Raw genomic sequence first — 16,947 nt, forward strand, 5'->3', positions numbered from 1 at the left:
CTCAGGTGTGGCCGGGGTGCTGCCCCTGCTCTGCCTCGCTGCGGAGGCGGTGGTGCCGGTAGAACTCGACCTTGGACGGCGGCAGCGGCTCGTTGCCCAGGATGAGGTCGGCGGCCTTCTCGGCCACCATCATGACGGGTGCGTAGATGTTGCCGTTCGTCACGTAGGGCATCACGGACGCGTCCACGACGCGCAGCCCCTCCAGGCCGTGCACGCGCAGGCTCGCCGGATCGGTGACGGACCCGTCACCGGTGCCCATCCGGCAGGTGCAGGAGGGGTGCAGGGCGGTCTCGCCCTCCCTGGCCACCCAGTCCAGGATCTGCTCGTCGGTCTCGACGTCCGGCCCGGGCGAGATCTCACCGTCGTTGTACGGGGCCAGCCCGGGCTGCCCCAGGATGGTGCGCGCGGTGCGGACCGCCTCGACCCACTCGCGGCGGTCCTGCTCGGTGGAGAGGTAGTTGAACCGCAGGGCCGGGTGGACCCGCGGGTCCTTGCTCCTGATCTTCACCGAGCCCCTGGCGTCGGAGTACATGGGGCCGACGTGCACCTGGTAGCCGTGGCCCCCTGCGGGCGCGGAGCCGTCGTAGCGGACGGCGATCGGCAGGAAGTGGAACATCAGGTTGGGGTAGGCGACGTCCTCGTTGCTCCGCGCGAAGCCTCCGGCCTCGAAGTGGTTGGTCGCGCCGGGTCCCGTACGGAAGAGCCACTGGAGGCCGATCCAGGGGCGGTGGCGCCACTTCAGGTAGGGCTGCATCGAGACCGGCTGCTTGCAGGCGTACTGGACGTACACCTCCAGGTGGTCCTGGAGGTTCTCCCCCACTCCGGGCAGGTCGTGGACGACGTCGATGTCCAGGGCGCGCAGCTCGTCGGCGTTGCCGATGCCGGACAACTGGAGCAGCTGCGGGGAGTTGATCGCGCCGCCGGACAGGATCACCTCACCGGCCCGCACCTGCCGGGGCGCCCCGCGGCCGCGGCGGTACTCGACGCCGACGGCGCGCCCGCCCTCGAAGAGGATCCGGGTCACGAAGGCCCTGGTGCGCACGTGCAGGTTGGGCCGCCTCATGGCCGGGTGGAGGTAGGCCCGGGCCGCGGACAGGCGCCGCCCGCGGTGGAGGGTGCGGTCGAAGGCCGCGAAGCCCTCCTGGCGGTAGCCGTTGACGTCGTCGGTGAGCGGATGCCCGGCCTGCCGGACCGCCTCCAGGAAGGCGGGGAAGAGGGGGTTGGCGGCCGGTCCGCGCTCCAGGACGAGGGGGCCGAAGTGGCCGCGGAACTCGTCTTCCGGGTCCGCGGCCAGGCAGTTCTCCATCCGGTTGAAGTACGGGAGGCAGTGCGCGTAGTCCCAGTTCTCCATGCCCGGATCGGCGCCCCAGCGTTCGTAGTCGAGGGGGTTGCCGCGTTGGAAGATCATGCCGTTGATGCTGCTCGACCCGCCGAGCACCTTGCCGCGGGCGTGGTGGATGCGCCGCCCGTTCATGTGCGGTTCGGGTTCCGACTCGTACTTCCAGTCGTAGAAGCGGCTGCCGATGGGGAAGGTCAGGGCGGCCGGCATGTGGATGAAGACGTCCCACGGGTAGTCGGGGCGGCCTGCTTCGAGGACCAGGACGCGGTTGCCGGAGTCCGCGGAGAGCCGGTTCGCCAGGGCGCTGCCGGCCGAGCCGCCGCCGACGATGACGAAGTCGTACTGCTGGGGCACCATCGGAGTGTCGTCCCTCCCCGTCGTCTGCGGCCGAGGGCTGCCCCCAGCCGTCAAGATGCGGCGCATGCTAGTACGGGTGCCGTCATGCGCACCAGGTTGCATTCAGCGCAACCTTTCGTCCTCGACCCGCTCCGACCTGCCGTTGGTGACGACGAGTATGGTTTCGCCATGAGCAACCACGAGGCAGCCACCGAAACAACGGGCGCCCCGGCGGGCGGGGTGCAGTCCGTCGACCGCGCCGTCAGCGTGCTGGAGATCCTCGCCCGGCGCGGCGAGGCGGGCGTCAGCGAGGTGGCGGCTGAGATCGACGTCCACAAGTCGACGGCGTTCCGGCTCCTCGGGGCGCTGGAGGCGCGCGGACTCGTCGAACAGGCCACGGAGCGCGGCAAGTACCGGCTCGGCTTCGGGATCGTACGGCTGGCGGGCGCCGTCACGGGAAGGATCGACATCACCCAGGTGGGCCGCCCCGTGTGCGAGCGGCTGGCCGAGGAACTCGGCGAGACGGTCAACATCGCCATGCTGGAGGAGCAGTACGCGATCAACCTCTGCCAGGTGCGCGGCCCGGCCGCGGTCACGGCGCACAACTGGGTCGGCCAGCTGACTCCGCTGCACGCCACCTCCAGCGGCAAGGTCCTCCTCGCCCACCTCCCGGCGAAGCGGCGCGTGCAGCTGCTGGCGGAAGCCGGCCTGAAGAAGTACACGCCGAGCACCCTGACGGCGAGGACGAAGCTGGAGAAGAACCTCGTAGAAGCGCTGGACCGCGGGTACGCCATGACCCTGGAGGAGTACGAGCTCGGGCTGCACGCCATGGCCGCCCCGATCCGAGACCGGGACGGCGTGGTCATCGCCGCGATCAGCGCCTCGGGGCCGAGCTACCGCTTCACCGAGGAGCGGATGCGCGAGCTCTCCCCGCTGCTGGTCAAGGGAGCCCAGGAGATCAGCCACCGCATGGGGCACCTGGGCTGAGCCGGTCCCGGACCCAGGCGTGGAACGCCCCGATGTGGTGCTCGCTGGGCACGAGCACACCGCCCCCGGCGTACATGCGGGAACTCATCGCGGGCTGGCAGCGCTCGCAGGCCTCGAAGTCCTGCCGGTTGACCCGGTCGAAGAGCTCGACGGAGCGGCTGACGTCCTTTCCGCTCTCCACCACGTCCTTGAGGTACAGCCAGTCGCATTCGACGACGGTGCGGTCGGCCGCGACCGGGTACATCCGGTGGAAGACCACGTGGTCCGGCACGAGGTTGACGAAGACCTGCGGGCGCACGGTGATCGCGTAGTACTTGCGGTCCTGGTCCGGCGACACGGAGGGGATGCGGTCGAGGCCCTCCGAGCCGTCCACGGTGAAGCCCCGGATGCCCTCGCCGAAGGCGGCGCCGTGTCCGACGTAGTACTGGGCCGCGTAACCGCCGGCGAACTCCGGTAGCACTTCCGTGAGTTCGGGGTGGATCGTGGCGCAGTGGTAGCACTCCATGAAGTTCTCGATGATGAGCTTCCAGTTCGCCTTGACGTCGTAGACGATCCGCCGTCCGACCTCCAGGTCCGCGACGGCCCACCGCTCGATGGACTCCGCGTCGCCGAGCCGTTCGACGGCGGCGCCCATGACCTGCTCCTCGAAGGAGGGCGGGCTGTCCGCGAGGCAGACCCACACGTACCCGAGCCACTCGCGCACGGGCACGGGCGCCAGACCGAACTCGGTCCGGCCGACGTCCGGCATCTTCGCCAGGTTGGGCGCGGCGATCAGCCTGCCGTCGAGGTCGTACGTCCAGGCGTGGTACGGGCATTGGAAGGCCCGCCTGACCTCGCCGGTCTCCTGCGTGCACAGCTTCGCGCCCCGGTGGCGACACACGTTGAAGAAGGCGCGGACCGCGTGGTCGCGCGAACGCGTCACCAGGATGCTCTCGCGACCGACGTCCACGGTGCGGTAGGCGCCCGGCCCGGCCAGTTCCGACGAACGCCCCACGCAGAACCACATCGTCTCGAAGATGCGCTCCTGCTCCAGCCGGAAGACGGCCGGATCGGTGTAGTACGCGCCGGGAAGGGTGGCGATCAGGCTCTCCGGCAGGCTGCTCGATGTCACGTGCACTCCTCGCGGAACGTCGTGGTTCGGGATGTCGTCAGCCGGTGGTGCGGGACCCGGCGCCGGCCAGCCGGCGCCGCCACCGGGTGAACGGGCGCGGCGGGTCCAGCCCGAGCACCGCGACCGGCCGGCCCGCGCTGCGGTAGACCGCGAGGAAGCTGCGGTCGGCCGCCGCGCCCTCCTCGACCGTGACGCTGTCGGCGTGCGCGCAATGCCCGGCGAACTGAATGCGGGTTCCGTACTGGTCCGACCAGAAGTACGGGGGCCGCGGCGCCTGCGGAACGCCCCGGCCGCCGCAGAGCAGGGCGGCGACCGCCGCCGCCGGGCGTTCCCGCGCGCCCGTCCAGTGCTCGACCCGGCGGTGGGCCCCGATCGCGGGCTCGTACCAGGCCGCACAGTCCCCGACGGCGACGACGCCGGGGACGTTCGTACGGCCGGCCGCGTCGCACCGTACGCCGTCGGCCAGGTCCAGTCCGGACCCCGCCAGCCAGTCGGTGCACGGACGGGCGCCCACCCCGACGACCACGGTGTCGGCGGCGAGGCGCCGGCCGTCACCGAGCAGGACGGCCTCCACCCTGCCCCTACCGGCGAGGGCGCGGACGCCCGTCCCGCACAGCAGGCGGACGCCGTGGTCGGCGTGCAGCCGGGAGACGAGGGAGCCCATCTCCCTGCCGAGCGGGCCGGCCAGCGGTGTGGGCGCCGCCTCCACGACGGTGACGTCGAGGCCGAGCCGCCGGGCGGTGGAGGCGACCTCGGCCCCGATGAACCCGGCGCCGACGACCACCAGTCGCCCGCCGCGGGCCAGGTCCGCCCGGAGCGCGCGGGCGTCGTCCAGGCTGCGCAGGACGTGCACGCCGTCGAGTCCCCCGCTCCCGGGCAGGGTCCGGGGGGCGGCGCCGGTGGCGATCACGATGCCGTGGGCCCGGACCGACCGGCCGTCGGCGAGCCGTACGTGGTGCTCGGCCCGCGACCCGGTGTCGAGCCCGACGGCCCGCGCACCGAGTTCCCAGACGGCCGCGAGGTCCTCGCCCTCGGCTTCGAGGGCGAGCGCGTCCTCGTCGATCTCCCCGGCGAGGAACTCCTTCGACAACGGGGGCCTGTCGTAAGGGCGGTGGGGTTCGTCGCCGATGAGGACGAGGCGCCCGTCGTACCCCTGCTCGCGCAGTGAGCGGGCGGCCGACAGGCCGGCCAGCGAGGCGCCGACGACGGCCACGGTCTTCACGCGCGGCCTTCGACCCGGTGGACGGCGGCACCAGGCGGCTGGCGCGGCAGGCCGGTCGGCGCGTCCTGCGGCAGTACGTACACCGTCCCCTCTTCGACGAGGACCTGGTGGGTACGGACGGGGCGCTTCGCCGGCGGGGAGTCGACAGCGCCGGTGCGCAGGTCGAACTTCGAGGCGTGCAGCGGGCATTCGACCTCGCAGCCCTCCAGCCAGCCGTCGGAGAGCGAGGCGTCCTGGTGGGTGCACGTGTCGTCGATGGCGTACACCTCGCCGTCCTCGGTGTGGAACACCGCGATCGGGGGGTCGGAATCGAGTCGACAGGCCTCGCCCCGCGGGAGGTCCGCGAGTCGGCACACGGGAATCTTCATGACACCTCGGTGCGTATAGCGAAACGGATTGCGGTGAACGCAACGTCAGTTTGAGGGCGCCCCCATACCTTGTCAAGGAAGGGTTCACGACATCGGGAGGGTTCGTCACCGACCGTGGAAGGACGCAGGCTTGGACCATGGAACACGTCGCCGCACTGACCGCGCAGCTCCTCGAAACGGACCGTACGGTGGGAGCGCGCCGGGCCGCACCGGCCGCACTGCGCGCCGTCGCCTCCGTCGACTCCGACATCGCCGGCCGACCGCACCGCAGAGGCACGGGCGCGGGCAGAGGCGCGGGCGCGGCCGAACGGTCGGCGCTGATGGAGCTCTTCCAGGTCGCCGCCTGGATCCTCTTCGACGCGGAGCGGCACGGCACTTCGCGACGACTGGCCCGCCGGGCACTGGCCCTGGCCAGCACCCTGCCCCGGGAGAGCGGCTCCGTCGAACTGCTCGTCCTCTCCGTGCTGTGCCTACAGGAGGAACACCTCGGGCGCCCCGCCGAGTCACTGCGCATCTCGTCGTCCGTTCTGGCCGGCGAGCACCCGTCGGCACGGGTCGCCGCCATCTTCCACGTCCGCGAAGCGCGCGCCCGGGCCCGGCTCCGGCAGCGCCGCCGGGCGCTGCGGTCCCTGGCCGCGGCCCGGGAACTCCTGGCGGACGGGCCTTCGGAGCGCGATCCGTCCTGGACCTGGTGGTTCGACCGGTCGGAACTGGACGGGCACCACGGGCTCGCCCTGGCCGCCCTCGGGGACCTGGACGGGGCGGCGTCCCTCCTGTACGAGGCGACGGCGGCGCGCGGGGCGCCCGCCTACCGGTCGCTCTTCCCCGCCGAGCTGGCGTCCGTACTCGCCCGGGCCGGCGCCTGGCGCGAAACGGACACCCTGCTGTCGTCCCTCGTCGGATCGGTCCCGGACATCGGCTCCGTCCGCGCCCTCAACGCCCTCGCCCGCACGGCCCGCACCATCGAGGGCGGCCCCCGCGTACCGCGCGCCCTGCGGGACGCCAGCGGACACCTCGGCGAGACGCTGCGGAAGGAGGGCGCACGGTAGCACCGGGGCCCCGGCTTCCGGGCGGTCCGGCGGGCGTGAGAGGGTCGGCCCGGCCCGATACGGGCCGCGCGCGAGGAGGGCAGTGTGACCGGCAGCACATCCACCGGACTGGTACTGGTGGCGGACGACGACGCCGCCATCCGCCGCTCGCTGGAGCGCGGGCTGCGGCTGAGCGGCTTCACCGTGCTCCTCGCCGAGGACGGCCCCGGCGCGCTGGCCGTGCTCGCCGACCGGAGTCCGGACGTCCTCGTCCTGGACGTCTCGATGCCCGGGCTGACCGGCACCGACGTCTGCCGCAGCCTGCGCGTCCAGGGCGACGAGACCCCCGTGCTGATGCTGTCGGCCCTCGACGAGGTCGCGGACCGGATCGCCGGGCTGCAGGCCGGGGCCGACGACTACCTGGTCAAACCCTTCGCCCTGGAGGAGCTCGTCCTACGGCTGCACGCCCTGCTGCGCCGCCGGCCCGAGCGGGCCCCGTCGGACGTGCTGTGCGCCGGGCCGCTCGTGATCGACGAGGCGAGCCGGCAGGTTCGCCAGGAGGGCGCCGAAGTCCATCTCACCCGGCGCGAGTTCGAGCTGCTGGTGCAGCTCGTGCGCAACGCCGGGATCGTCCTCACCAGGGACCAGCTGCTCGACCGGGTGTGGGGGTACGACTTCGAGGTCCGCAGCGACGCCGTCGACACCTTCGTCAGCTACCTGCGCCGGAAGCTGGAGGAGGGCGGGCGCCCGCGCCTGATCCACACCGTGCGCGGCGTCGGATTCGTCCTGCGCGTCCCCGAGGCCCGGAGCGGGTCGTGAAGCTCTCCACCCGCATCGCGCTCTCGGTGACCGTGGTGGTGCCCCTGCTGGTGCTCGCGGCGGGCCTGCTGGTGCTCGGCCTGGTCAGCCGCGATCTGCACCAGCAGCAGGACACCCGGCTCCAGGACCGGGCCTCGGCCGTCCTCCCGGACGTCAAGACGATGCTGACGGCCGACCGGAACGGCAAGCCGAAGGTGGAGCAGAACCAGCACCGCAAGGTCCTCGGCGACGTCCTCGACGCGGGCATCCGGGTCCGGACGGCGGACGGCTCCGTCGTCCTGGAGGGCGGCCCGCAGCCTTCCGAGCCGGAGCGGTTGCCCGAGCAGACCCCGGACGGGCCGGTCACCGTGCGGACCAAGGGCCGCGCCTGGCGGGTGCTGACCGTCCCCGTGGCCGGGCCGGCGCCGGGCACGCTGTGGCTGTTCACCCCGGCCTCGGCCGCGGACCCGCAGGTCGTCGCCGTACGCCGCCGGGTCCTGCTGGTGGCCCTGCTCGCGGCGCCGGTCTCCGGGCTGCTCGCGTACGGGCTGGCCGGCCGCGCCACCGCCTCCGTACGGAAGCTGAGCCGACGGGCCGCCGAGCTCGACCCGGGGGCCGGCGCGGCCGCCTTCGCCGCCGCACCGTCGAACATCACCGAGGTGGACGAACTGTCCTCGGCCATCGCCCAGTTGCTGACCCGGTACGAGGAGCAGGCCGCCCGGACGGCGCAGGCACTGGACACCGCCCGCTCGTTCTCCTCGGCCGCCTCCCACGAGCTGCGCACGCCGCTGATGAGCATGCGCACCGACCTGGACGTCCTCGCCGCCCACCCCGACCTACCGCCCGCCGAACGGGCCGAGATCGTACGGGACCTACAGAGCGACCACGCCCGCCTGCTGGACCTGCTCACGGCCCTGCGGATGCTCGCCCGGGGCGATCTGGTGGAGGTGTCCGCCTTCGCCCCGCTCGACCTGTCCGAGCTGGTGGACACGGTGACCGGCGAGACCGCACGCCGCCATCCCTCGGCACGGCTGGACGTGGAACTCCCGGCGGAACTATGGGTGTTCGGCTGGGACGCGGGGCTGGCGATCCTGCTCGCCAACCTGCTAGGCAATGCGGTGGTGCACGGACACCTGCCGGACGAGCCGTCCGGGATCGCGGTACGGCTGCGCGCGGAGGGCGGGTACGCGGTGCTCACCGTGGACGACGCGGGGCCCGGCATCCCGCCCGGCGAGCGGGAAGCCGTCTTCCGGCGGTTCCACCACCGCCCGGGCAGCCCCGGCTCCGGGCTCGGGCTGACGCTCGTCGCCCAGCAGGCCGCGCTGCACCGGGGCACGGTCGCCATCGAGACACCGCCCGGCGGCGCGGGCACCCGCTTCGAGGTGCGCCTGCCCCTGTCGGCGGCGGACTCCCCGACGCTGCGACTGCCGAAGCGGCGGGACTGGATCTCCCGCGGCGACTGAGGCTCCTGCGGACCCACCCGGACTCACAAAGATTCCACAAAGAGGCCCCCTACCGTCCTGTCCGTCGGCCGCCAGTGAGCCGGCTCGCTCGTACCGAAGGGGATACAGCCATGCTCCCGATCCGTAGGACCGCCGCCGCGATCGGCGCCGTCGCGCTGGCCGGCGCCCTGTTCGCCGCCGCTCCCGCGCAGGCCGACACCGCCACTCCCGCCCCCGCCGCTCCGAAGACGGCCAAGTCCGCGCCGAAGGGCGATGGCGCCAAGGGGATCTGCAAGCGCCTGCCGAAGACCGAGACGCGGATCAGCACCGCGATCACCCGGCTGAACGGCGACGTCACCGTTCTCGGCTCCGTCGCGCGGCTGGAGCAGCGGGTCGCGAACGCCCAGACCGCCGGGCACACCGAGGTCCACACGTACCTGAACGACCGCCTGACCTTCCGCAAGAGCCTGCTGCCCACCCTCCAGAAGCGGCAGGACGACCTGAAGGCCGTCAGCACCTGGTGCTCGGCGCAGGGGTCCAAGTGACCGTCGCCCGCCGCGCCGCCGCCGGGCTCGTCGTCCTGGCCGCGGGGGCTGCGCTGTTGATCACCGGCTGCTCGCCGGGCGCGAGCGCCAAGCCGTCGGGCACTCAGTCCGTGAGCGGCGCCGACGACGTGACGGTCAAGGACATGCAGAAGAAGCTGGACGACGCCGAGAGCGCGGCCGCCGAGGCGGACTCGGACGCCACGCAGAACAACTGACCCGCGCCGCACGCACACGCCGGCCCGCCCCCGATCCACGGGGGCGGGCCGGACGCGTTTCAGCCGGCGGGCCCGGGCCGGTCCAGTGCGTGCAGGCCGTGGAGCAGCAGGCCCAGCCCGAACTCGAACTGGGCCGTGAAGTCGGTGCCGGTGAACACGGGCAGGGCCGCGGCGAGGTGCGGGTAGGACGCCGCCGCCACCGCCTCGCGGAGCCGGTCGGGGTCCGCGGGCCCCTGGTCGCCTGGCTGGAGGGCGGCCTGCTCCTCCAGTGTGTGGCCGACGGTGAAGTGGACGACCGTCAGTACGGCGCGCGCCGCCTCCTCGGGCCGGAAGCCGGCCTCGCACAGGACGCCGGTGAGGGTCTCGGCGAAGCCGAGCGTGTTCGCGCCGGTGGAATGGGTTCCCGCGTAGACGCGTGCCCCGTCGCGATGGGCGAGGAGCGCCGTCCGCATGCGGCGGGCGAGGGTGGTCAGGCGTCCGCTCCAGTCGGGCTCGGGCAGCGGGGCGGAGCAGCCGGCCAGCATCCGTTCGGCCATGGCGGTCAGCAGGTCCTGTTTGGTGGCGAAGTGGCGGTAGAGCGCCCCGGCTTGGACGCCGACCGCGTCGGCCAGCCGCCGCATGGTGAGCGCGTCCAGTCCGGCTTCGTCGAGCAGGTCCAGGGCCGCCGCGACGGTGCGGGCCTGGTCGAGCCGTGCTGGCCTGCCCCGGGCCGGGCGGGGGGCGCCGCCGGTGGGCGGCGGGGTTGACGGTGAGCTCATGCGCCCCACTATAGTGAACATCGTTCACGTGAACATTGTTCACTAAATAGGGAGGGGTGACCGATGGACACCGATGTGATCGTCGTGGGCGCCGGACCGACCGGACTGATGCTCGCCTGCGAGCTCGCCCTGGCCGGCGTACGGACCAGGGTGGTGGAACGGCGTGAGGTCCCGCAGAGCGATTCCCGGGCGCTGAGCCTGCACCCGCGCAGTGTCGAGCTGATGGACCAGCGGGGGCTCGCCGACCGGTTCCTCGCGCTGGGCCGGACCGTGCCCGGCTGGCACTTCGCCGGCCTCGGCACACAGTTGGACTTCAGCGCACTGGACAGCCGCCACGGGTACACCCTGTTCCTGGCCCAGGCCCGCACGGAGGCGCTGCTGGAGGAGCGGGCCCGCGAGCTCGGCGTGGAGGTCCGGCGCGGACGCGAGACCACCGCAGTGCGCCAGGACCCGGAGGGCGTCGAGGTCGACGTCCGCGCCACCGGTGCGGGCGCCGGCGCCGACGCGGCGGCCGAGACCGTACGCGCCCGGTACGCGGTCGGCTGCGACGGTGCGCGCAGCATCGTGCGGCGGGAGGCCGGCATCGACTTCCCGGGAACCGTGGAGACGCTGACCGGGATGCTCGGCGACTTCGCGGCGGCCGACCCGGAGAGCCTCGGGCGGGCCCGGGCCCAGGGCGTCCTGGCCGTCCCGCTGGAGGGCGGCGTGACCCGGTTCGTCCTCATCGATCCGCAGCGGATGCGGACGCCGAGCACCGAAGCGGTCACCGCCGAGGAGTTCCGCGACGCGCTGGTACGGGCCTGCGGGATCGACTGCGGGATCGACCGGCCGCGCTGGCTGTCCCGGTTCGGCAATGCCACCCGACTCGCCGCGCGCTACCGGGCCGGCCGCCTGCTGTTGGCGGGCGACGCGGCGCACGTCCACTTCCCCGCGGCCGGCCAGGGGCTCAACACCGGGCTCCAGGACGCGGTGAACCTGGGCTGGAAGCTGGCCGCCGAGATCCACGGCTGGGCGCCGCCCGGGCTCCTGGACACCTACCACGGCGAGCGGCACCCGGTGGGCCGGGCGGTCACCGAGAACACCGAGGTCCAGGCACTGCTGGCCGAGTTGGCGCTCGTTCCCGCGTACCAGCGGCCCGCCGCGGCCCTGCGGGAGCTGCTCGACGGCCTGCTCGGCATCGACGAGGTCAACCGGCGCATCGCCGGACAGGTTTCCGCGCTCGGCGTCGGATACCCGTCCGCCGACCCCGGCGCCGATCCGCTGGTGGGCACCCGGATGCCCGACATCCCGCTGGGCGTCGCCGGGTCCACCGCTTCCCGGGTGTACGAACTGCTCCACGAGGGCCGCTTCGTCCTGCTGGACCTCGCGGGGGCGCAGCAGGAGCAGCAGGAGTGCGACGCGGACGGCCGGGCCGGCCGGGTCCTCGCGGTCAGCGCCGTGGGCCGGTCCGGCCGGTCCGGCCCCGACGGCGGCGGAGGCAGCCTCGACGGCGTGAGCGAAGTCCTCGTACGGCCCGACGGCCACATCGCCTGGGCCACCCGGAGCTGCGACCCCGCGACCCGTCGTACCGGGCGGTCCCGCGCGCTGGCCGCGTGGGCCGGTACCCCGTGAGGGGGCGCGTCAGACGCGTCCGGTCCGCTTCTCCCGCAGGAAGCGGTGCAGCCGGGCCCACGGCCAGGCGTTGACGACGTCGTCCTTCGTCAGCCAGCCGCGCTGCGCCGTGCCCACCCCGTAGCGCAGGTAGGGCAGGTGCGTGGTCGCGTGCGCGTCCGAGTTCACCGCGAACTTCACCCCGTGGCGTTTGGCCCGCAGGACGTCCTCGTCGCACAGGTCGAGCCGCTCCGGATGCGCGTTGATCTCCAGCGCGGTGCCCGTTCGCGCGCAGGCCTCGAAGACGGCGTCGAAGTCGGCGTCCACGCCGGGGCGCCGGCCGATCCGCCGCGTGGTGGGGTGGCCGATGACGGCGACGTTCGGGTTCTCGCAGGCCCGGATGAAGCGCCGGGTCATGTCCTGCCGGCTCTGGCCGAAGTGGGAGTGGACCGAAGCCACGCACAGGTCGAAGTCCGCGAGGAACGCGTCGGGCCAGTCCAGGCCGCCGTCCGGGCCGATGTTGAGTTCCGTGCCGTGCAGCAGCCGCATGCCGTGCACCGTGCGGTCCAGGGCCCGTACCCGCTCGCGCTGTGCCAGGACCTTCTCCTGCGTCATGCGCTGCATGGCGAGGTCCGGCGCGTGGTCGGTGACGGCGTAGTACGCGTGGCCGCGGGCGGCAGCGGCGGCCACCATCTCCTCCAGGGAGGCGAGGCCGTCGGTGAGGTCGGTGTGGGTGTGCAGGTCGCCCCGGATGTCGCCCTCCGCCACGAGACCGGGCAGCTCGCCCCGCAGGGCGGCCGCGACCTCGCCGCGGTCCTCCCGCAACGGCGGTGCGATCCAGGGCAGTCCGAGCCGGGCGTAGACCTCCTCCTCGGTCTCCGAGGCGAGGTTCTCGCCGCTCTCGACGTCGAAGAGCCCGTACTCGGAGAGCTTGAGCCCCTGGCGCACGGCCAGCGCGCGGAGGCGGACGTTGTGCGCCTTGGAGCCGGTGAAGTACTGGAGTCCCGCTCCCCAGGAGGCGGGCGGCAGGACGCGCAGATCGATCTGGAGGCCGGCGCCGGTGCGGATGGAGGTCTTCTTCGCCCCGTGCACGATGACCTCGGCCGCGTGCGGGAGCTCGGCGAGGGCCGTCATGAACGGGGCGGACCGGTCGGCCGCCACCAGGACGTCGATGTCGCCGATGGTCTCCCGCATCCGGCGCAGCGACCCCGCGTACGCGCACCGCACGCACCCCGGGATCCGCTCCATCTCGGCGACGATCTGCTCGGCGACGTCCGTCGCGGCGCCGAGCAGGATGCGCCCGTCGGCGTTCCGGAGTACGGAGATCCCGTGGAGGATGTTCTGCTCGGTCTGCTCGCCGAACCCCTTCAGGTCGCGCAGCCGCTCCTGACGGACGGCCTCCTGCAACTGTTCGACGGACGAGATGCCCAGCTGCTCGTACAGCACGAGCGTCTTGCGGGGTCCGAGCCCGGGTATGGCCGTCAGCTCCCGCACCCCGGCGGGGACGGCGGCCCGGCTCGCCTCGATGTCCGGGACGCGGCCGGTGCCCAGGTATTCCACGATCTTGTCGGCGATGGACCTGCCCACGTGCGGGATCTCCCGCAGGGCCTTGGCGTCGAGCCCGGCGACATCGGCCGGGTGGCCGCCGACGGCGCGGGCGGCCTTCTCGTAGGCGCGCGCCTTGAAGGCGTCGCCGCCGCTGATCGCGATCAGGTCGGCGTACTCCTGCAGCAGCGCCTCGACCCGTTCGTTGGCCCTGGCCATGCCTCCAGGGTACGGGCCGCACGCACCGCGCAAAGAAGTAGAGGATTGTTCACTTTCCATTGACAGGGCGGGGCCCGGGGCCCAAAAGTGTGGCCGTCAGCGATGCCTCCAACAGCGGCTGCACGCTGCGCTGTTGGCGACCGCACCGTGCTGCCACCGCGACCGAAGCGAGCCCGAATGACTGCGCCCGTACCCCCGTTCCCCGCCGATTTCCTCTGGGGCGTCTCCGCCTCGGCGTTCCAGATCGAGGGCTCGCCCGCCGCCGGCGGCCGGGGCCCCTCCTCCTGGGACGCGTTCACCAAGGAGCCCGGCCGCATCAAGGACGGCTCGCACGCGGACGTGGCCACCGACCACTACCGCCGCTACCGCGAGGACGTGGCCCTGATGGCCGGACTCGGCGTCGGCGCCTACCGGTTCTCGGTGTCCTGGTCGCGGGTCCTGCCGGACGGCCACGGGCGGGTCAACCGCGAAGGGCTGGACTTCTACGACCGGCTGGTCGACGCGCTGTGCACCGCCGGGATCGCCCCCGTGCCCACGCTGTTCCACTGGGACACACCGCTGGCCCTGGAGGAGAAGGGCGGCTGGCTCAGCCGCGACACCGCCGAACGGTTCGCCGCGTACGCCTCGGTGGTCGCGGAGCGGCTCGCCGACCGCGTCCCCATGTGGATCACCATCAACGAGCCCGCCGAGGTCACCCTCCTCGGGTACGGGCTCGGCGAGCACGCCCCCGGCAGGCGCCTGGTCTTCGACGCCCTGCCCGCGGCCCACCACCAGCTCCTGGCCCACGGCCTCGGCGTACAGGCCCTGCGCGCCGCGGGCGCCCGCCGGATCGGCATCGCCGCCTCGCACAGTCCCGTGTGGGCCGCCGGCGAAGGCGAGGCCGACCGCGCCGCCGCCGAGCTGTACGACACCCTCACCAACCGCCTCTTCTCCGACCCGATCCTGACCGGCGCGTACCCCGACGAGGGCCTGGCCTCACTGCTGCCCGGCCCGGTGGCGGAGGACCTCAAGACGATCTCGGCCCCGCTGGACTGGTACGGCGTCAACTACTACAACCCCATGCTCGTCGGAGCCCCGCGACCGAGCGGGCCCGCAGGAGAGTTCGGGGGCATCGAGATCCCGGCGGACCTCCCCTTCGACATCCGGCCGATCGAGGGGTACGAGCACACCGACTTCGGCTGGCCGGTGGTCCCGGACGGGCTGCGCGAACTGCTCGTCTCCCTGCGCGAGCGCTACGGCGACCGGTTGCCACCGCTGTACGTCACCGAGAACGGCTGCTCGTACGCGGACGGGCCCGATCCCGTGACGGGCCGGATCTGCGATGCGCGCCGGATCGCGTACCACGCCGGCCATCTCGCCGCCCTGCACCGGGCGATGGCGCAGGGCGTGGACGTCCGCGGCTACTTCATCTGGTCGATCCTCGACAACTTCGAGTGGGCCGAGGGGTACCGGCAGCGGTTCGGGCTGGTCCACGTCGACTACGAGACGCTGGAGCGGACTCCGAAGGACTCGTACGCCTGGTACCGCGACGTGGTCAAGGGCGGAAGATGACCGTCGGGCGCACCGCCGAGGACAGCGCCGGCCCGCTCGACGCCGGCCCGGTCGGCGGGCGGTGGATCAGCGCACTGTCTCTCGCCAATCTGGGCGTCTGGGTCGGCTGGTTCGGTCCGCTCCAACTGCTGCTCGCCCGCCAGGCGCAGCAGCTCGCCCCGGACCACAAGGCCTCCACGCTCGCGCTGGTGACGGGAGTGGGCGCGGCCGTTTCGATGGTCGCCAACCCGGTGTTCGGGGCCCTGTCGGACCGTACGACGGCCTCGGTGGGCCGGCGGATCCCCTGGGTGGCGGCCGGTGTCGCGGGCGGGGCGGGCGGGCTGCTCGTCCTCGCGCGGGCTTCGAGCGTCGCCGTGGTGATCGCGGGCTGGTGCGTGGTCCAACTGGCCCTCAACGCGGCCTTCGCCGCGCTCACCGCGGCCGTGCCCGATCAGGTCCCGCCCCGTCGGCGCGGCCTGGTCGGCGGCTGGCTCGGCGTCGCGCAGGTCGGCGGCATCCTAGTCGGTACGGCGCTGGCCACCGTCGCGGGCGGCATCACGGCCGGGTACCTCGCGTGCGCGGCGTTCTCGGTGCTCGCGGCCGTCCCGTACGTGGTGATGCGGCGCGACACCCGGCTCTCCCCCGCGGCCCGGCCGCCCTTCCGGTGGCGGGCCTTCCTCACCGGTTTCTGGATCGACCCGCGCCGGTACCCCGACTTCGGCTGGGCCTGGCTGACGCGCTTCCTGATGAACCTGTCGTACTCCGTCAGCACCATGTACCTGCTGTACTACCTGACGGACGCGGTGCACTACGAGGACGACGCGGACACGGGCGTGCTGGTCCTGACGGCCCTCAACGCGCTCACCCTCCTGGCCACGGTGGTGGTCGGCGGCGTCAGGTCGGACCGTACGGGCCGGCGGAAGGTCTACGTCATCGGGTCGGGGCTGGTCATCTCCGCGGCGACGCTGCTGCTCGCCGTCTGGCAGACCTGGACCGGGGCGATCGTCGCCTCGCTGGTCCTCGGGGTCGGCTTCGGCATCTACACGTCGGTGGACTTCGCCCTGCTGACGGACGTGCTGCCGACGGCGCAGGACCGGGGCCGGGACCTCGGCGTCATCAACATCGCAAACGCCCTGCCCCAAGTGCTGGCTCCGGTGATCGCCGCGCCGGTGGTCACGCATTTCGGCGGGTACACGGCGCTCTACGCGCTCGCGGGCGCCCTGGCGCTGGCGGGATCGGTGCTGGTCCGCCGGATCCGCGGGGTCCCGTAGCACCGGACGGGGGCGCCGTGGCACCTGGCGCCCGCGGTGCCACCGGACGGGCCGGTGACACCGCGGGCAGGGTGGGTCAGGTGTTGGTGCAGGTGTGGGCACCGGTCGGGTTCAGCGCCGCGAGGATGTTGATGCTGTTGCCACAGAGGTTGATCGGGATGTGGATCGGCACCTGGACGACGTTGCCCGAGAGGAAGCCCGGCGAACCGATGGCGTAGCCGTCGGCCGTCGCGTCGGCGGCAGCGCTGCCGATACCGCCGAGCGTCGCACCGACGACCAGACAGGCCGCAACGGCCAGGGTACGGATCTTCATGTGGATCTCCCATCGCATGAGGGTGTGCCGGGCCATCCCATACCAGTGGGGCCCGAACCTCCCCGATTCACCCGGTCGTGGGCGCTGTCCGCGCCGCGGTACCGGCGGCCGGGAGGGACGTGCGACCGAGAAATTTCCGCGAAGGGCAATCCCCCGAGCGCTCTGGAGCGTATGCCCCTGTGGAAGTCTCTCCAGGAAGGAAACTCATGGCGATCTTCACTCACCTCATCCCTGCAAAACACCGCCGTCACGGAAAGAGGGACATGACCTCGGGGACCCACGACAGCACCGAGAGGCGCCGTCACCGTCGCCGCCGTCACACTGACCACG

16 protein-coding genes are annotated in these 16,947 nt (G+C 72.9%); 9 read left to right on the plus strand and 7 right to left on the minus strand.

What is annotated here, in order from left to right; all coding sequences use genetic code 11:
* Nucleotide 1: 1 nt before the first annotated feature.
* Nucleotides 2–1,696 (minus strand): choline dehydrogenase, encoded by a 1,695-nt coding sequence (gene betA, locus OG974_RS06905; RefSeq protein WP_327281749.1) that lies wholly within the window; start codon nucleotides 1,694–1,696, stop codon nucleotides 2–4.
* A gap of 168 nt (nucleotides 1,697–1,864) precedes the next feature.
* On the opposite strand from betA, the gene OG974_RS06910 reads away from it, so the two are divergent.
* Nucleotides 1,865–2,662: an IclR family transcriptional regulator gene (locus tag OG974_RS06910; RefSeq protein ID WP_371645810.1), complete on the plus strand. Its 798-nt coding sequence runs from the start codon at nucleotides 1,865–1,867 to the stop codon at nucleotides 2,660–2,662.
* Here OG974_RS06910 and OG974_RS06915 read toward each other — a convergent pair.
* Genes OG974_RS06915 through OG974_RS06925 form a run of 3 tightly spaced genes read right to left on the minus strand, consistent with a single transcriptional unit; the run spans nucleotide 2,634 to nucleotide 5,363 of the window.
* The gene (locus tag OG974_RS06915) at nucleotides 2,634–3,773 is read right to left on the minus strand and encodes an aromatic ring-hydroxylating dioxygenase subunit alpha (protein WP_371645812.1); all 1,140 of its coding nucleotides are present in this window, start codon (nucleotides 3,771–3,773) and stop codon (nucleotides 2,634–2,636) included. The genes OG974_RS06910 and OG974_RS06915 overlap by 29 nt on opposite strands.
* 37 nt (nucleotides 3,774–3,810) lie before the next feature.
* Nucleotides 3,811–4,995, minus strand: a complete 1,185-nt coding sequence (locus tag OG974_RS06920; RefSeq protein WP_371645814.1) for an NAD(P)/FAD-dependent oxidoreductase — start codon at nucleotides 4,993–4,995, stop codon at nucleotides 3,811–3,813.
* Nucleotides 4,992–5,363, minus strand: coding sequence for a bifunctional 3-phenylpropionate/cinnamic acid dioxygenase ferredoxin subunit (locus OG974_RS06925; RefSeq protein WP_327281753.1), 372 nt, complete (start codon nucleotides 5,361–5,363; stop codon nucleotides 4,992–4,994). The genes OG974_RS06920 and OG974_RS06925 overlap by 4 nt, the downstream gene beginning before the upstream one ends.
* Nucleotides 5,364–5,500: 137 nt before the next feature.
* On the opposite strand from OG974_RS06925, the gene OG974_RS06930 reads away from it, so the two are divergent.
* The 5 genes from OG974_RS06930 (at nucleotide 5,501) to OG974_RS06950 (ending at nucleotide 9,391) form a co-directional block, all read left to right on the plus strand.
* Entirely contained in the window at nucleotides 5,501–6,412 is a 912-nt protein-coding gene (locus OG974_RS06930) for a DNA-binding protein (protein WP_371645816.1), read from the plus strand.
* Between the two features lie 84 nt (nucleotides 6,413–6,496).
* Complete coding sequence (locus OG974_RS06935) at nucleotides 6,497–7,210, plus strand: response regulator transcription factor (protein WP_327281755.1); 714 nt, start codon at nucleotides 6,497–6,499, stop codon at nucleotides 7,208–7,210.
* Entirely contained in the window at nucleotides 7,207–8,652 is a 1,446-nt protein-coding gene (locus OG974_RS06940; RefSeq protein WP_327281756.1) for a HAMP domain-containing sensor histidine kinase, read from the plus strand. The genes OG974_RS06935 and OG974_RS06940 overlap by 4 nt, the downstream gene beginning before the upstream one ends.
* Nucleotides 8,653–8,762: 110 nt before the next feature.
* Nucleotides 8,763–9,176 (plus strand): hypothetical protein, encoded by a 414-nt coding sequence (locus OG974_RS06945; protein WP_327281757.1) that lies wholly within the window; start codon nucleotides 8,763–8,765, stop codon nucleotides 9,174–9,176.
* Entirely contained in the window at nucleotides 9,173–9,391 is a 219-nt protein-coding gene (locus tag OG974_RS06950) for a hypothetical protein (RefSeq protein ID WP_329312671.1), read from the plus strand. Before OG974_RS06945 ends, OG974_RS06950 begins: the two co-directional genes overlap by 4 nt.
* Before the next feature lie 59 nt (nucleotides 9,392–9,450).
* Here OG974_RS06950 and OG974_RS06955 read toward each other — a convergent pair whose 3' ends face one another.
* On the minus strand, nucleotides 9,451–10,149 hold the full coding sequence (locus OG974_RS06955; RefSeq protein WP_327281759.1) for a TetR/AcrR family transcriptional regulator C-terminal domain-containing protein: 699 nt from the start codon (nucleotides 10,147–10,149) through the stop codon (nucleotides 9,451–9,453).
* Nucleotides 10,150–10,212: 63 nt separating this feature from the next.
* Here OG974_RS06955 and OG974_RS06960 point away from each other — a divergent pair, with 63 nt between their 5' ends.
* Nucleotides 10,213–11,760, plus strand: a complete 1,548-nt coding sequence (locus OG974_RS06960; RefSeq protein WP_328761634.1) for a monooxygenase — start codon at nucleotides 10,213–10,215, stop codon at nucleotides 11,758–11,760.
* Nucleotides 11,761–11,769: 9 nt separating this feature from the next.
* On the opposite strand, the gene polX is transcribed toward OG974_RS06960, so the two are convergent.
* The gene (gene polX / locus OG974_RS06965; protein ID WP_371645819.1) at nucleotides 11,770–13,503 is read right to left on the minus strand and encodes a DNA polymerase/3'-5' exonuclease PolX; all 1,734 of its coding nucleotides are present in this window, start codon (nucleotides 13,501–13,503) and stop codon (nucleotides 11,770–11,772) included.
* A gap of 177 nt (nucleotides 13,504–13,680) precedes the next feature.
* Here polX and OG974_RS06970 point away from each other — a divergent pair, with 177 nt between their 5' ends.
* Nucleotides 13,681–15,054, plus strand: a complete 1,374-nt coding sequence (locus tag OG974_RS06970; RefSeq protein WP_328761635.1) for a GH1 family beta-glucosidase — start codon at nucleotides 13,681–13,683, stop codon at nucleotides 15,052–15,054.
* On the plus strand, nucleotides 15,051–16,304 hold the full coding sequence (locus tag OG974_RS06975; RefSeq protein ID WP_328761636.1) for an MFS transporter: 1,254 nt from the start codon (nucleotides 15,051–15,053) through the stop codon (nucleotides 16,302–16,304). Before OG974_RS06970 ends, OG974_RS06975 begins: the two co-directional genes overlap by 4 nt.
* Nucleotides 16,305–16,380: 76 nt before the next feature.
* Here OG974_RS06975 and OG974_RS06980 read toward each other — a convergent pair whose 3' ends face one another.
* Complete coding sequence (locus OG974_RS06980; RefSeq protein ID WP_371645821.1) at nucleotides 16,381–16,617, minus strand: chaplin; 237 nt, start codon at nucleotides 16,615–16,617, stop codon at nucleotides 16,381–16,383.
* Nucleotides 16,618–16,947 lie beyond the last annotated feature (330 nt).

The sequence above is a fragment of the Streptomyces sp. NBC_00597 genome, assembly GCF_041431095.1.
GTDB lineage: Bacteria > Actinomycetota > Actinomycetes > Streptomycetales > Streptomycetaceae > Streptomyces.

Coding starts and splice junctions, on each gene's coding strand:
- polX (WP_371645819.1), bottom strand. CDS start 13,503: ATGGCCAGGGCCAACGAACGGGTCGAGGCGCTGCTGCAGGAGTACGCC.
- OG974_RS06975 (WP_328761636.1), top strand. CDS start 15,051: ATGACCGTCGGGCGCACCGCCGAGGACAGCGCCGGCCCGCTCGACGCC.
- OG974_RS06910 (WP_371645810.1), top strand. CDS start 1,865: ATGAGCAACCACGAGGCAGCCACCGAAACAACGGGCGCCCCGGCGGGC.
- OG974_RS06930 (WP_371645816.1), top strand. CDS start 5,501: ATGGAACACGTCGCCGCACTGACCGCGCAGCTCCTCGAAACGGACCGT.
- OG974_RS06955 (WP_327281759.1), bottom strand. CDS start 10,149: ATGAGCTCACCGTCAACCCCGCCGCCCACCGGCGGCGCCCCCCGCCCG.
- OG974_RS06960 (WP_328761634.1), top strand. CDS start 10,213: ATGGACACCGATGTGATCGTCGTGGGCGCCGGACCGACCGGACTGATG.
- betA (WP_327281749.1), bottom strand. CDS start 1,696: ATGGTGCCCCAGCAGTACGACTTCGTCATCGTCGGCGGCGGCTCGGCC.
- OG974_RS06980 (WP_371645821.1), bottom strand. CDS start 16,617: ATGAAGATCCGTACCCTGGCCGTTGCGGCCTGTCTGGTCGTCGGTGCG.
- OG974_RS06970 (WP_328761635.1), top strand. CDS start 13,681: ATGACTGCGCCCGTACCCCCGTTCCCCGCCGATTTCCTCTGGGGCGTC.
- OG974_RS06925 (WP_327281753.1), bottom strand. CDS start 5,363: ATGAAGATTCCCGTGTGCCGACTCGCGGACCTCCCGCGGGGCGAGGCC.
- OG974_RS06945 (WP_327281757.1), top strand. CDS start 8,763: ATGCTCCCGATCCGTAGGACCGCCGCCGCGATCGGCGCCGTCGCGCTG.